Below are 13,312 nucleotides of genomic sequence, written 5' to 3'. Positions count from 1 at the left end.
CAAGGTGGGGACATGGCATCGCTCAACGTCGGCAATCTCGGTGAGTATCTGCGCGAGCAGCGGCGCAACGCGCAGCTGTCGCTGCGGCAGCTCGCCGATGCCGCCGGGGTGTCCAATCCGTATCTGAGTCAGATCGAGCGCGGGCTGCGCAAGCCGAGCGCGGAGGTGCTGCAGCAGGTCGCCAAGGCGCTGCGCATCTCCGCCGAGACGCTGTACGTGCGGGCCGGGATCCTCGACGCCGAGCGGGACCGGGACGACGTGGAGACACGCGCCGTCATCCTCGCCGACCCTTCGCTCAACGAGCGGCAGAAGCAGGTGCTGCTCCAGATCTACGAGTCCTTCCGCAAGGAGAACGGGTTCGGGATCACCAGGAAGGACGGTCGGGAGGAGGTCCGCGACGGCGATGGCGCCGGGGCGGACACATCGGACACATCGCACATACCGAACATGCTGGATATATCCAACGCCTCGCCCGCCCAGGACGGCGACAGCGGGGCCGGCGGTGAGAGCGGGGGCACCGTACGCCCCGCCGCCGTTCCCGAGGCGGACGGCGGCCGGCCCGCCTCCACCGGGCGACGCAGTACCCGCACGTCCCGCGGCAGCGACGCCGATCCGCACAAGACGGCCGGCTGACGCCACGGCCCCTGCGAAGAAGGGCCCGGCCGGCGGCCGATCCACCGCGGCACACCAAAACCCTCAAGCGAAATCGATCCGGGAGGACCATCACCATGGCCATCACCGACGACCTGCGCAAGACCCTCAGCGACCCGACGCCGCTCTACTTCGCCGCGGGCACCGCGGACCTGGCCCTGCAGCAGGCCAAGAAGGTGCCCGCCCTGGTGGAGCAGCTGCGTGCCGAGGCCCCCGCCCGCATCGACGCGGTGCGCAACACCGACCCCAAGGCCGTCCAGGAGCGGGCCGCCGCCCGTGCCAAGGAGGCCGGCGCCCGCGTCAAGGAGACGCAGGAGAGCTTCCAGACCAAGGTCACCGAGTTCTTCAACTCCCTCGACTCCGACCTGAAGAAGCTCGGCACCAACCTCGACTCCGACCTGAAGAAGTTCGGCGAGACCGCCCAGGATCTCGCCCTGCGCGGTGTCGGCGTCGCCGCCGAGTACGCCGTGAAGGCCCGTGAGACCTACGAGAAGGTCGCCGAACACGGTGAGCAGGCCGTGCGGACCTGGCGCGGCCAGGCCGCCGAGGGCATCGAGGACATCGCCGAGGAGGTCGAGGAGCTCGCCGTCGCCGTCGAGCCCAAGCCCGAGCCGGTCGAGGTGAGGGAGGACGGGCCCGCCGGGGCCAAGGCCCAGCCCGCGTCCGTTCCCACTCCGGCCGAGGCCGCGGCGAAGAAGCCCGTGGCGAAGAAGTCCCCGGCCGCCCGCAAGACCGCGCCCGCCACGAAGAAGACCACCCCGCCGGCCAAGTAGGCGGCGGCGCGTCTCGCCCGTACGGGCGACAGCCGTACGGGCCGGGCACCCCTGGGGTGCCCGGCCCGTTCTACGGGTACGGTGGCCGCGTAGGAGTCGGTGAGAACGGGCGGTGGACAGCATGCTGATGTTGGGCTTCGCGGGCTTTCTGGGGATCCTGAAGATCCTCCTCATGGCCCTGGCCGCGTTCGGGCTGTTCGACGCCGCCTTCCGGCGCGAGGACGCCTTCCGCGCGGCCGACAAGCAGAACAAGGTGTTCTGGCTGATCATCCTGGCCCTGGCGCTCGTCGTGAGCTACCTGTTCTCGATCTTCTCGTTCCTGCCGGTCATCGGTGTGATCGCGAGCATCGTCTACATCGTGGACGTACGGCCGGCGCTGAAGCAGGTGTCGGGTGGCAGCGGCGGGGGCCGCCGCGGCAGCAGCAGCGACGGACCGTACGGGCCGTACAACGGCGGACGGTGAACCGCCGGCCCCCGAGCGGCCGGCGGACCGGGGAACCCACGGCTCCCGGGCGGACCGGGGCGCCTACGGCTGCCGGTCCAGCAGGACCACCGCCACGTCGTCCGTGAGTTCGCCGCCGTTGAGCTCGCGCACCTCGCTCACGGCCGCCCGCAGCAGATCCTCGCCGCGCAGGCCCTGGGCCAGCTGGCGGCGGACCATCTGCAGCATGCCGTCCTGCCCGAGCCGTTCGCCGTCCTGGCCGACCCGGCCCTCGATCAGGCCGTCGGTGTAGAGCATCAGGCTCCACTCGGCGCCCAGCTCGACCTGCATCCGGGGCCAGCGGGCGCCCGGCAGCAGCCCGAGGGCGGGGCCGTTGTTGTCGGAGGGCAGCAGCTTGGCGGGCCGGCCGGGGTGGGCGATCAGCGGCGACGGGTGACCGGCCAGGCACAGGCCCGCGCGGCGCCCGTCGGGCGCGATGTCGACCGTGCACAGCGTCGCGAAGATCTCGTCGTCGGCACGCTCGTGCTCCAGTACCTGCTGCAGCGTGTTGAGCAGCTCGTCCCCGCACAGCCCGGCCAGCGTCAGCGCCCGCCAGGCGATGCGCAGCTCCACACCGAGCGCCGCCTCGTCGGGGCCGTGCCCGCAGACGTCGCCGATCATGGCGTGCACTGCGCCGTCGGGCGTGCGGACGGCGTCGTAGAAGTCGCCGCCGAGCAGCGCGCGCGAACGGCCGGGGCGGTAGCGGGCGGCGAAGCGCAGCGAGGACCCCTCCAGCAGGGGGGTCGGCAGCAGGCCGCGCTCGAGACGGCGGTTCTCCTGCGCGCGCAGCTTGCCCTCGGCGAGCCTGCGCTCGGCCGTGTCCGAGCGCTTGCGCTCCACCGCGTACCGGATCGCGCGGCTCAGCAGCCGCCCGTCCAGCTCGTCGCGGAACAGATAGTCCTGGGCGCCGACCCGCACCGCCTCCGCGCCGCGCTCGGCGTCGCCGGACGCGGTGAGCGCGAGGACGGCGTGCCGGGGCGCGAGCCGGAGCACGTGCTTGAGCACGGCCAGCTCGTCGGCGTCACCGCCGCCGGACCGGCCGGGCGCCGGCAGCGCGAGGTCCAGCAGGATGCAGTGGACGTCGTCGGTGAGCAGCCGCTCGGCCTCGGTGAGGTTGCGGGCCGTGCGGACACGGATCGGCTTGCCGGACGAGTCGGCCAGCTCGGGCACGATCGGCGAACCACCGGGATCGTCCTCGATCAGCAGCAGAGTGAGATGGGTGTTGTTGCTGTTGCCGGTGTTGCGGTTGTCCTTCTCGGCCGGGGCTTCCTGCTGCGGGGCCTGTGCTGTGGAGGGGCCGCCGTCGTGGGGCACGGTCTGCGCCTGACCGCTCTCCGCGGCCGGGATCGCTCTCTGCCGCGGTACGGGCACGGGCATGTCCTGGTTCCTTCCCTCCCCCCGAGGGCATGGTGGGTACGAGGGACCTCGCCCCACCGACGGGGACCATAGCGGTAGTCGGCGCCGCAGCGGAATGGTGTGAGGCGCCTCGCTCGCTCATCGGCCGGTGTCATATGCCGCGATCCATAGCGGAGTTGGACAGGACGCCTCCGGGACCGTCATGACGTAGGTCACGCCCGCCATGCGTTTACGGGTGAGTTGGGGTGCGATGGGTCACGTGGTCCAGGTCACCGCCGCCCGGATGATCCCGTGGGAGGTCAGCCCGCGTCCGGCCGTACGACCCCCAGGATCGGCATCGAACCCGCACCCGCGAGCGTCACCGTGCGCCCCGGCCGCGGGGCGTGGATGATCGCACCGTCGCCGACGTACATGGCCACATGACTGGCGTCGTCGAAGTAGATGATCAGGTCGCCGGGGCGCATGTCCTTGATGTCCACGTGCTCGAGCTGCTTCCACTGCTCCTGCGAGGTGCGCGGGATGGGTCGGCCCGCCGCCGCCCAGGCCTGCGAGGTCAGCCCGGAACAGTCGTACGTCTTCGGGCCCTCGGCGCCCCACTCGTACGGCTTGCCGATCTGGGCCGTGGCGAACTCCACCGCCTTCCTGTCCGCCGCGGAGGCCTTTGCCCGGATGTCCTTGAGGACTCCGGTGCCCAGCCAGGCCGTCTGCGCCTGGTCGGCGGCCTGCTGCTCCAGCTGTGCCAGGCGCTCCTGCTGCCGCTTCTCCAGCGTGGACTGGAGCTTCTCGGCCTCCTTGATCCGCTGCTGGATCTTCGTCTTGGCCGCGGCCTTGGCCTTGCGGTCGGCCTCCAGTTGCTGCCACCGGTCGGCGGCGTCGTCGGCGAGACTGTTCAAGTCCCCCTCGGTGCGGGCGGTTTCCGTGATCAGGTCCCTGGTCGCCCGCTCGCCCTGCAGCATCCGGCCCGCCCCGTCGAGGAACGTCTGCGGGTCGTCGCTGAGCATCAGCTGTGCCTCGGGCGGCAGTCCGCCGGAGCGGTACTGGGCGCGGGCCGCGGCGCCCGCCTGGTCCTTCAGCTCGTCGAGTCTGCGCTGCTCCTTGACGATCTTCTTGGCCAGGTCGACGATCTGGGCGGACTGCTTGTCCGCCGTCTCCTGGGCCGCGTTGTAGGCGTCCGTGGCGACGGCGGCGTCGTGGTAGAGCTTGTCCAGCCTGGTGCGGACGGCCTCGAGGTCCTTGTCCGGCGGGAGTGTCGCGGAGGGGGAGGGCGAGGAGGAGCCGGACGGCGAGGCCGCGGAGCCGGACGGCGCCGGTGTGGGGGCGGGCCGCGCGTTCGCGAACGCCGTCCCCGGTGCGCCCAGCACGGTGACCGCGCAGACCACGGTCACAGCCGCCGTGAGCACACTGCTCCTGCCCCGTCGCATACCCCAGCCCCCAACCTGATTTACCGTCAGTAACTTACGGACGTCTGGGGGATCGTGCCATGCTCCCGACCAAAACAACAGAGGCCGGCTTCTCTCCCGCCCCTGCACCGACGATCTCCCCGCCTGTGTGACGAACCACCTACGGAGATCGTTCCCCGCAGGTCGGAAGGGGTGCGACGACCTGTGTGCGCCGGCCCCGGGCGGTCTGCCGTCAGTCGCGCGGGGCCAACGCCTGCCAGTTCACCGTGACTTCACCCTGCCGCCACCGCAACGGCCCGTCCGTCAACGGCCAGTCGGCCGCGAGGTCGCGCACCGCGCGGATCCAGCGCTGCCGGGCCCCGTAGGAGGCGTAGGGCGCGGCGGCCGCCCAGGCGCGGTCGAAGTCGCACAGGAAGGCGTGCACGGGCTCGCCGGGAACGTTGCGGTGGATGAGCGCCTTCGGCAGGCGCTCGGCGAGGTCGGACGGGCGCTGAAGGGAGCCGAGCCGGGTGGCGAAGGTGACCGTGCGGGGGCCCTCCGGGCCGAGCGCCACCCACACGTGCCGCCGGCCGATCTCGTCGCAGGTGCCCTCCACGAGCAGCCCCCCGCGCGAGTGCCCGTCCGCCGGCGCGAGCCGTGCGCACAGCCGCTCCCAGACCGCGGCGACCTCGTCCTCGTCGTACTGCCGCAGCACGTTCGCCGCGCGGATGAGGTGCGGGCGCCGCGGGACGGGGACCTCGAAGCCGCCGTGCCGGAAGACGAGTCCGTCGCGCTCGTACGGCTTCGCGGCCGCGACCCGGGCCGGTTCGATCTCGACACCCACCACGCGCGCGCGTGGAGCGGCGGTACGCAGGCGGTGCAGCAGTTCGACCGCAGTCCAGGGAGCGGCGCCGTAGCCGAGGTCGACGGCGACCGGATCGGCGGCACGGCGCAGTTCGGCCCCGTGCGTGGCCGCGATCCAGCGGTCCATGCGGCGGAGCCGGTTGGGGTTGGTCGTCCCGCGCGTCACCGTTCCCACGGGGCGGGTCGCTGCGCGGGATGTCATGGATACGAGGGTATGGGGGCACTCGGTGCCGTACGCACCCGAGTAACGCAGAACACGCACCGCGACCCGTAGCCGCGCACGCCGCGCACGCCCGCCATCGAACGGTTGAGCGATGGCCGGTAATGATTGGGCAAAGGTCCCGCCGACGGAAATGGGGCCGCCCCTTCCGGCGTTGCCCCTTGAAGGGCACTCGGTGCCCCAGGTCCGGCATGCCGCAGCAAGGAGGAACGCCACGTGAGCCAGTACGCCGGCAGGCTCGGGCGTCGCTCCCCGGCGGCACCCCCGCGGCTGCGGCTGCACCGCCGGCCCCGCCGTGTCGCCATGCTCTCCGTGCACACCTCACCGCTCCACCAGCCCGGCACGGGCGACGCCGGCGGCATGAACGTCTACATCGTGGAGCTCGCACAGCGGCTCGCCGCCCAGGGCGTGGAGGTCGAGATCTTCACCCGGGCCACCGCGGGGGGCCTCCCGCCCACCGTCGAGCTCGCCCCCGGCGTCCTCGTCCGGCATGTCGACGCCGGGCCCTACGAGGGCCTGGCCAAGGAGGACCTCCCGGCCCAGCTGTGCGCCTTCACCCATGGCGTGATGCAGGCCTGGGCCGGTCACCGCCCCGGCTACTACGACCTCGTCCACTCGCACTACTGGCTCTCCGGCCACGTCGGCTGGCTCGCCGCCCAGCGCTGGGGCGTTCCCCTGGTGCACGCCATGCACACCATGGCCAAGGTCAAGAACGCCAACCTGGCCGACGGCGACACCCCCGAGCCCGCCGCCCGCGTCATCGGCGAGACCCAGATCGTCTCCGCCGCGGACCGGCTGATCGCCAACACCGACGAGGAGGCGGACGAACTCGTACGGCACTACTGCGCCGACCCCGCCAAGGTCGCCGTCGTGCACCCCGGCGTCAACCTCACCCGCTTCCGCCCCTTCCCCGGGGACCCCCTCTCCACGGACTCCGACGAGCTCCGCCCGGGTCGGGCCGCGGCCGCCCGCGCGGCCGCCCGTGCCCGCCTCGGCCTGCCCCCGGACGCGCTGATCCCTCTCTTCGCGGGCCGCATCCAGCCCCTGAAGGCCCCCGACGTACTGCTGAGGGCCGTGGGAGTCCTCCTCGACGAGCGGCCCGAACTGCGCTCGCGGATCGTCGTGCCGGTCGTCGGCGGCCCGAGCGGCAGTGGCCTCGCCAAGCCCGAGGGTCTGCAGAAGCTGGCGGCCCGGCTCGGCATCGCCGACGTCGTACGGTTCCGCCCACCGGTCGGGCAGGAACAGCTCGCCGACTGGTTCCGGGCCGCGTCCGTGCTGGTCATGCCCTCCTACAGCGAGTCCTTCGGCCTGGTGGCGATAGAGGCGCAGGCGGCCGGCACCCCGGTGCTGGCGGCCTCGGTCGGCGGCCTCCCGGTGGCCGTAAGGGACGGGGAGACCGGATTCCTGGTCCGGGGCCACGACCCGGCCGCCTACGCGCGCATGCTGCGCGCCTTCGCCGACGACCCGCACCTCGCCGACCGGATGGGCGCCGCCGCCGCCCGGCACGCACAGTCCTTCGGCTGGGACACCTCGGCGGCGGCCACGGCCGAGGTGTACACGGCCGCGCTGCAGGCGCACCGGCGTCGCGTACGCTCCCACCATGGGTAAGGCCATGGGTGAGGCGGAGCAGCAGCGCGCGGCGCAGGTCATCGAGGACGTCCTGAAGGACGCCGAACTGGACTGGGAGAGCCCGCAGTCCGGCACCTACGTCGTGAAGCTCCCCGGCACCCGCAAACTCTCCACCACCCTGCAGCTGATCGTCGGCCGCCACTCGCTCTCCCTGAACGCCTTCGTCATCCGCCACCCCGACGAGAACGAGGCCGGCGTGCACCGCTGGCTGCTGGAGCGCAACCTCAAGCTGTACGGCGTGAGTTACGCCGTCGACCGACTCGGCGACGTCTACGTCACCGGCCGGCTGTCGCTGGCCGCCGTGACCGCCGACGAGGTGGACCGGCTGCTCGGGCAGGTCCTCGAGGCCGCCGACGGCAGCTTCAACACCCTGCTGGAGCTCGGTTTCGCATCCGCGATCCGCCGGGAGTACGCGTGGCGCGTGTCGCGCGGCGAATCGACGCGGAATCTTGAGGCGTTCACACATCTGACTCAGCGTCCGTCCGACTGAGTCCGGGTCCACGCCAACACCACGTGCCGCACACCCTCTTCCCCCTCCCGGGGCTACGTGGCATGCTCGCAGTCTACGCGGATCTGAACATAGTTCATATACATGAAACGCGAAGGTGGTTGTGCATGCGCAACGCGGACATCAGCAGACGGCTTCTGCTCGGGAGCGCCATCGCCGTCGCGGCCACCACCGTGACCGGCGGCCCGGCGGCGGCCACCGGCCCCTGTCCGGACCGGGGACAGGTCCCGCCCCTCTGGCGGGAGTTCACCCGCACCCCCTTCACCCACCCGCAGATCCCCTACGTCGGCCGGGCCGGCCGGCGCGGCGGGGCGTCCCGCTTCCCCCGCCGCCCCGTCGTCGCCGACGTGACCCACTACGGCGCCGTGGCGGACGGCACCACCGACTGCGCCCCCGCGATCAACCGTGCCATCGCCGCGGCCGGCCGGGCCGGCGGTGGCACGGTCCTTCTCCCGCCCGGCACCTTCCGCATCGACGGCCTGATCCGCATCGGCCACTCGAACGTCGTCCTGCGCGGCGCCGGCAGCGACCGCACCACCCTGTACGCGACGAGGAACCTCACCGAGCTGATCGGCGTCTACGGCTCCCGCTACGGCGGTGACAAGTCGTCCTGGTCCTGGGCCGGCGGCCTCGTCTGGCTGGCCCCGGAGGTCCGCTGGAACTCCCTCGTCGCGGCCGTCCGGGCGAAGGCCTGGCCCTTCGAGGGCTGGACCGGCAACAACCGCGACGAGTGGACGACCCTGACGACGGTGGAACCGGCCCGGCAGGGCTCCTGGACGGTGGAGGTGGCGGACGCGTCCCGGCTGCGCCCCGGACGCCTGGTCCTCCTCCGTCTCGCCGACGACGCCGGCCACACGCTGCTGGAGCACATGGCGGGCGGCGGCCCGGGACCCGGGGCGTACTACTGGGACGACAAGACCAAACTGACGTCGTACGTCCCCTACGAATGGCCGGTCCGGATCGCACGCGTCCGCGGCCGCGAGGTCACCCTGGAACGTCCGCTCCCGCTCGACGTACGCCCCGAGTGGGACCCCCGGCTGACCACGCACGTCGAGGAGTTGACCGGCTCGGGGGTGGAGGGACTGACCCTGGAGGCGATGGAGACCCCGCAGTCGCCGCACCTGCTCGACAAGGGTTACAACGGGGTCGTCCTGCAGTGCGCCTACGACTGCTGGGTGGACGACGTGACCGTCCGCCACGTCGACAACGGCTTCGGCCTGGTCGCCGCCTCCTCCTGCACCCTGCGCCGCACCCGCGTGGCGGGCCGCGGCTCGCACCACCCGTACTTCTGCCGCGAGGGCTCGCACGACAACCTGATCGAGGACTTCACCATCGAGCAGCGCACGGTCCCGGCCCCGCCGGACACCCAGCTGCACGGCATCAACGTCGAGGGCCTGTCCTCCTGCAACGTCTGGTCGCGGGGCGAGATGCAGATGGGCACCTTCGACAGCCACCGCGGCCTGCCCTTCGCCAACGTCCGCACCGACATCACGGTGAACAACAACGGCCGCCACGGCGGCGACGCCGTCGCGGGTCCGTTGTTCGGCGCCCGCTTCACGCACTGGAACATCCGCGTCACCAACGGACGGGCGGGCCTGATGAGGATCGACGGCCTGGCCCCGTACTCCGCCACGGTCGGCATCGACGAGGTCACCGAGTTCGACCAGATCGACGTCCCCGACTTCACCGGCGACCTCCACTCCCGCCTGGAGCTGTACGGCGCGCCCGATGCCGTACGCCCGCGCAACCTCTACGAGGCTCAGCGCGCGCTGAGCCGGTAGCGCCCCGGAGTCACCCCGACCAGCCTCTTGAAGTGCCGGGTGAGGTGCGCCTGGTCGTAGAACCCGGTCACCGGGGCGACCTCGCCCGGCGGCCTCCCCTCCAGCAGAAGCCGGCGGGCGCGGCCCACGCGGCGGGACATCAGGTACTGGTGCGGGGCGATGCCGTAGGCGGTGCTGAACGCCCGTACCAGATGGGCGGGATGGGCGTGCAGCAGCCGCGCCGCCTCCTCCAGCGAGAGCCCTCGCGTGACACGCTCGTCGAGGAGTTCGCGCAGGCGGCGGGCGAGCCCGGGATCGCGGAGGGAGGGCCGCCCGGCGCCGGCCCGGTGGCGCAGATGGTCGCGCAGCCGCTCCCCGACCAGCGTCAGTCCGCTCTCGGCCTCCAGCTCGTCGCCGGGCCGTCCGAGCGCGCCGTGCAACCGGTCCACGCGCCGGCGCAGGACGGGGTCACGCAGCTCGGGCCCGTCCACGGCCGCCCCGATGAGGTCCTCGCCGAGGTGGGTGGCGTCGAGGTAGAGGACACGCTTGCGGAAGCCGTCCGGGGTCGCGGGGGAGCCGTTGTGCGGGACGTGCGGCGGCAGCAGGGTCACGCTGTCGTGCGGGGTGCCGTGCTCGTGCCGGTCCAGGTCGTACCGTACGGCGCCGTCGTCCACGATCAGCAGCGTCCACGCGTCGTGCACGTGCATCGGGTAGGCGTACTCGGTGAAGTGGGCGTGGAAGACCTCCACGACACCCGGGATGCGGGGGTGCCAGGCGGAGACGTTCTCCGGGGAGGCCATGCAAACAACGTACAAGACGGTGCCGTGCGTCGTTCGGGAGTCTCATGGCATGACTGAGCAGCCCGTCCAGCCCGTCCGCTTCGACACGAAGATCGCCGTCCTGCTGCGCGAGGACCTGGAGCCCTGGCAGTGCCTGAACGTCACCGCCTTCCTGGTCAGCGGCCTCGGCACGACGGTCCCGGAGGTGATCGGCGAGCCCTACGAGGACGCCGACGGGGTGCCGTACCTGCCGATGTTCCGCCAGCCGGTGCTGGTCTTCGAGGGCAGCAAGGAGACGCTGACCGCGGCGCACGGACGGATCCTGTCCCGGGCCCTCCCGCGCGCCCTGTTCACGTCCGACCTCTTCACCACGGGCAACGACCGAGACAACCGCGCAGCGGTACGGGCCGTACCGACCGGTGAACTGGACCTGGTGGGACTGGCGGTGCACGGCCCGAGGAACGCGGTGGACAAGGTGCTGAAGGGGGCGCGGATGCACCCCTAGGAGCCGGGACCGGCCGGGCCGCTCCGCCGGTTACGGGGTGCCGGGTGCCGGGTGCCGGGTCAGGCGGCGCTGACCTCGGGCTCGGCGTCGGTGCCGGTGTCGGCTCGGGTGCCGGCCGGAGCTTCTACGGCGCGCGCGTCCTTCGGCGGCAGGCGCCGCATCAGGACCCCGTAGCCGACGGCGGCCGCGGTGCCGACGGCCGCGCACATCCCCCACAGCCACTCGGCGCCGAAGCGGTCGATCACGGCACCGGACATCAGCGGCGCGACCAGCGCGGCGACCGACCACGACAGGGTGTACACACCCTGGTAGCGCCCTCGCCCGTGCACCGGGGACAGCTGGACGACCAGCCCGGTCTGCGTCGGCGCGTTGACCATCTCGCCCAGGGTCCAGACGATCACGGTGAGCGCGAAGACGCCGACCGACCCGGCGAAGGCGGTGAGCCCGAACCCGTACCCCGCGAGGAGGGACGAGACGACGAGCAGCCGCCGGGGATCGCGGTGCTCGATGAAGCGGGTGACCGGGATCTGCAGGGCGACGATGAGGATGCCGTTGACCGCGAGGGCCATGCCGTAGTCGGCGGGCGTGAACCCGGCCCGGCCCATGGCGACCGGCAGCCCGACCGAACCCTGCTGGAAGACCAGGGCGACGAGGAAGGACAGCCCGACGACGCCCATGAACCGCCGGTCGCCGAGAACGGTCCTCAGCCCGACGCCGTCACCCCCGGCCTCGTGGCCGGTGTGCTGGTCCTGCGGCCGGGACTCGGGCAGCTTCAGGAAGACGACCACCGCGCAGACCATGGTCATCCCGGCCTCGATCAGGAAGCCGGCGAGATAGCTGGACTCGGCGATGAAGCCGGCGGCCATGGAGGAGACGGCGAAGCCGAGATTGATGGCCCAGTAGTTCAGTGAAAAGGCACGGACCCGGTCCTCGGGCCGCACGATGTCGGCCATCATCGCCTGCACGGCGGGCCGGGAGGCGTTGCCGGCCATCCCGGCGAGGAAGGCGACGGCGGCGATGGCCACGGGGTCGTGCACGAACCCGAGCAGCGCTACGAAGACGGCGGTGGACGCCTGGGCCACGAGCAGGGTCGGCCGCCGCCCGAGCCGGTCGGCCATCACACCGCCGCCGAGGGACGAGAAGACCCCGCCGAGCCCGTGCAGCGACGCGACGAGACCGGCGTAGGAAGCGGAGTAGCCGCGGTCGAGCGTGAGGTACAGCGCCATGAACGTGGCGACGAAGGCGCCGAGCCGGTTCACGAGGGTGCTGGTCCACAGCCACCAGAACTCGCGGGGCAGCCCGGAGACGGTCTCGCGAGCGGCACGTCTGAGACTGGCGACGGACATGTGGGACGACCCCCCGGGGCAAGCGAATGCAAGCCGATGTAAGCGGCTGCTGCGGCGAGCACAACTTACGGGCCGGGGGTCGTGGGGGACCACTCAATTAACAGAAGCCGTCAACTGTCGGCCCCGCCCCGAGCAGGCCCCTCGCCGGCCCGCCCGCCTGCGTGTCCGCCTGCCGGGCGCTCCGGGCAGGCGCCCGAATGAGTGGATTACGCTCTGAGGCATGGCCGACGCACCGTACAAGCTGATCCTCCTCCGTCATGGCGAGAGCGAGTGGAACGCGAAGAACCTGTTCACCGGCTGGGTGGACGTCAATCTCAACGACAAGGGCGAGAAGGAGGCGGTCCGCGGCGGTGAGCTGCTGACGGAAGCCGGCCTGCTTCCCGACGTGGTCCACACGTCCGTCCAGAAGCGCGCGATCCGTACGGCCCAGCTCGCGCTGGAGGCCGCCGACCGCCACTGGATCCCCGTCCACCGCTCCTGGCGCCTGAACGAGCGCCACTACGGCGCCCTCCAGGGCAAGGACAAGGCACAGACCCTCGCCGAGTTCGGCGAGGAGCAGTTCATGCTGTGGCGCCGTTCCTACGACACCCCGCCGCCCCCGCTGGACCGCGAGGCCGAGTACTCCCAGTTCTCCGACCCGCGCTACGCGGCCCTCCCCCCGGAGCTGCGTCCGCAGACGGAGTGCCTGAAGGACGTCGTCGTCCGCATGCTCCCGTACTGGTTCGACGCCATCGTCCCCGACCTCCTCACCGGCCGCACGGTCCTGATCGCCGCCCACGGCAACAGCCTGCGCGCCCTGGTCAAGCACCTCGACCAGATCTCGGACGCCGACATCGCCGGCCTGAACATCCCCACCGGCATCCCGCTCTCCTACGAGCTCGACGCCGACTTCCGCCCCCTCACCCCCGGCGGCACCTACCTCGACCCGGAGGCGGCGGCAGCCGCGATCGAGGCGGTCAAGAACCAGGGCAAGAAGAAGTAACCGCCCACGAATAGGCCCCCTACCTGCGGGTTCTCCGCTGGGAGGGGGCTTTTCGCTGCCTCTGGGCCGTCTCTGGGCC

Annotated in this window: 13 protein-coding genes; 8 read left to right on the top strand and 5 right to left on the bottom strand. The window is 72.0% G+C overall.

Annotation, left to right across the window (positions count from 1 at the left end; all coding sequences use genetic code 11):
• Window positions 1–12: 12 nt before the first annotated feature.
• From ACH4UM_RS20950 to ACH4UM_RS20940, 3 genes are all read left to right on the top strand, one after another.
• Window positions 13–633 (top strand): helix-turn-helix domain-containing protein, encoded by a 621-nt coding sequence (locus ACH4UM_RS20950; protein ID WP_398181221.1) that lies wholly within the window; start codon window positions 13–15, stop codon window positions 631–633.
• A gap of 95 nt (window positions 634–728) precedes the next feature.
• Complete coding sequence (locus tag ACH4UM_RS20945) at window positions 729–1,424, top strand: hypothetical protein (protein WP_398181218.1); 696 nt, start codon at window positions 729–731, stop codon at window positions 1,422–1,424.
• A 121-nt stretch (window positions 1,425–1,545) separates the two neighbouring features.
• Entirely contained in the window at window positions 1,546–1,887 is a 342-nt protein-coding gene (locus ACH4UM_RS20940; protein ID WP_398181215.1) for a DUF2516 family protein, read from the top strand.
• A gap of 63 nt (window positions 1,888–1,950) precedes the next feature.
• On the opposite strand, the gene ACH4UM_RS20935 is transcribed toward ACH4UM_RS20940, so the two are convergent.
• From ACH4UM_RS20935 to ACH4UM_RS20925, 3 genes are all read right to left on the bottom strand, one after another.
• Complete coding sequence (locus ACH4UM_RS20935) at window positions 1,951–3,282, bottom strand: PP2C family protein-serine/threonine phosphatase (protein WP_398181212.1); 1,332 nt, start codon at window positions 3,280–3,282, stop codon at window positions 1,951–1,953.
• Window positions 3,283–3,560: 278 nt separating this feature from the next.
• Entirely contained in the window at window positions 3,561–4,682 is a 1,122-nt protein-coding gene (locus ACH4UM_RS20930; protein ID WP_398181209.1) for an NlpC/P60 family protein, read from the bottom strand.
• Window positions 4,683–4,893: 211 nt separating this feature from the next.
• Window positions 4,894–5,706: a class I SAM-dependent methyltransferase gene (locus tag ACH4UM_RS20925; protein WP_398181206.1), complete on the bottom strand. Its 813-nt coding sequence runs from the start codon at window positions 5,704–5,706 to the stop codon at window positions 4,894–4,896.
• Window positions 5,707–5,940: 234 nt separating this feature from the next.
• Between ACH4UM_RS20925 and mshA the strand changes: the two genes are divergently transcribed.
• From mshA to ACH4UM_RS20910, 3 genes are all read left to right on the top strand, one after another.
• The gene (gene mshA / locus ACH4UM_RS20920; protein WP_398181203.1) at window positions 5,941–7,332 is read left to right on the top strand and encodes a D-inositol-3-phosphate glycosyltransferase; all 1,392 of its coding nucleotides are present in this window, start codon (window positions 5,941–5,943) and stop codon (window positions 7,330–7,332) included.
• Between the two features lie 4 nt (window positions 7,333–7,336).
• A complete protein-coding gene (locus tag ACH4UM_RS20915; RefSeq protein ID WP_398181436.1) occupies window positions 7,337–7,843 on the top strand; it encodes a YbjN domain-containing protein in 507 nt (168 codons plus the stop codon).
• Window positions 7,844–7,968: 125 nt separating this feature from the next.
• Window positions 7,969–9,642 (top strand): glycosyl hydrolase family 28-related protein, encoded by a 1,674-nt coding sequence (locus tag ACH4UM_RS20910; protein ID WP_398181200.1) that lies wholly within the window; start codon window positions 7,969–7,971, stop codon window positions 9,640–9,642.
• On the opposite strand, the gene ACH4UM_RS20905 is transcribed toward ACH4UM_RS20910, so the two are convergent.
• Window positions 9,621–10,421 carry an AraC family transcriptional regulator gene (locus ACH4UM_RS20905; RefSeq protein ID WP_398181197.1) on the bottom strand — a complete coding sequence of 267 codons (801 nt, stop codon included), beginning with the start codon at window positions 10,419–10,421 and terminating at the stop codon, window positions 9,621–9,623. The two genes, ACH4UM_RS20910 and ACH4UM_RS20905, sit on opposite strands and share 22 nt — an antisense overlap.
• Between ACH4UM_RS20905 and ACH4UM_RS20900 the strand changes: the two genes are divergently transcribed.
• Window positions 10,420–10,905, top strand: a complete 486-nt coding sequence (locus tag ACH4UM_RS20900; RefSeq protein WP_398181194.1) for a DUF2000 family protein — start codon at window positions 10,420–10,422, stop codon at window positions 10,903–10,905. The genes ACH4UM_RS20905 and ACH4UM_RS20900 overlap by 2 nt on opposite strands.
• A 59-nt stretch (window positions 10,906–10,964) precedes the next feature.
• On the opposite strand, the gene ACH4UM_RS20895 is transcribed toward ACH4UM_RS20900, so the two are convergent.
• Entirely contained in the window at window positions 10,965–12,251 is a 1,287-nt protein-coding gene (locus tag ACH4UM_RS20895; protein WP_398181192.1) for an MDR family MFS transporter, read from the bottom strand.
• A 220-nt stretch (window positions 12,252–12,471) separates the two neighbouring features.
• Here ACH4UM_RS20895 and ACH4UM_RS20890 point away from each other — a divergent pair, with 220 nt between their 5' ends.
• Window positions 12,472–13,233, top strand: a complete 762-nt coding sequence (locus tag ACH4UM_RS20890) for a phosphoglyceromutase (protein ID WP_398181189.1) — start codon at window positions 12,472–12,474, stop codon at window positions 13,231–13,233.
• Window positions 13,234–13,312: the final 79 nt, after the last annotated feature.

This window comes from Streptomyces sp. NPDC020801, from assembly GCF_044334385.1.
Taxonomy (GTDB): Bacteria; Actinomycetota; Actinomycetes; order Streptomycetales; family Streptomycetaceae; genus Streptomyces.
This window is presented reverse-complemented; position numbering and strand designations above follow the sequence as displayed.

Coding starts and splice junctions, on each gene's coding strand:
- ACH4UM_RS20950 (WP_398181221.1), top strand. CDS start 13: ATGGCATCGCTCAACGTCGGCAATCTCGGTGAGTATCTGCGCGAGCAG.
- ACH4UM_RS20945 (WP_398181218.1), top strand. CDS start 729: ATGGCCATCACCGACGACCTGCGCAAGACCCTCAGCGACCCGACGCCG.
- ACH4UM_RS20940 (WP_398181215.1), top strand. CDS start 1,546: ATGCTGATGTTGGGCTTCGCGGGCTTTCTGGGGATCCTGAAGATCCTC.
- ACH4UM_RS20935 (WP_398181212.1), bottom strand. CDS start 3,282: ATGCCCGTGCCCGTACCGCGGCAGAGAGCGATCCCGGCCGCGGAGAGC.
- ACH4UM_RS20930 (WP_398181209.1), bottom strand. CDS start 4,682: ATGCGACGGGGCAGGAGCAGTGTGCTCACGGCGGCTGTGACCGTGGTC.
- ACH4UM_RS20925 (WP_398181206.1), bottom strand. CDS start 5,706: ATGACATCCCGCGCAGCGACCCGCCCCGTGGGAACGGTGACGCGCGGG.
- ACH4UM_RS20915 (WP_398181436.1), top strand. CDS start 7,337: ATGGGTGAGGCGGAGCAGCAGCGCGCGGCGCAGGTCATCGAGGACGTC.
- ACH4UM_RS20910 (WP_398181200.1), top strand. CDS start 7,969: ATGCGCAACGCGGACATCAGCAGACGGCTTCTGCTCGGGAGCGCCATC.
- ACH4UM_RS20900 (WP_398181194.1), top strand. CDS start 10,420: ATGCAAACAACGTACAAGACGGTGCCGTGCGTCGTTCGGGAGTCTCAT.
- ACH4UM_RS20905 (WP_398181197.1), bottom strand. CDS start 10,421: ATGGCCTCCCCGGAGAACGTCTCCGCCTGGCACCCCCGCATCCCGGGT.
- ACH4UM_RS20895 (WP_398181192.1), bottom strand. CDS start 12,251: ATGTCCGTCGCCAGTCTCAGACGTGCCGCTCGCGAGACCGTCTCCGGG.
- ACH4UM_RS20890 (WP_398181189.1), top strand. CDS start 12,472: ATGGCCGACGCACCGTACAAGCTGATCCTCCTCCGTCATGGCGAGAGC.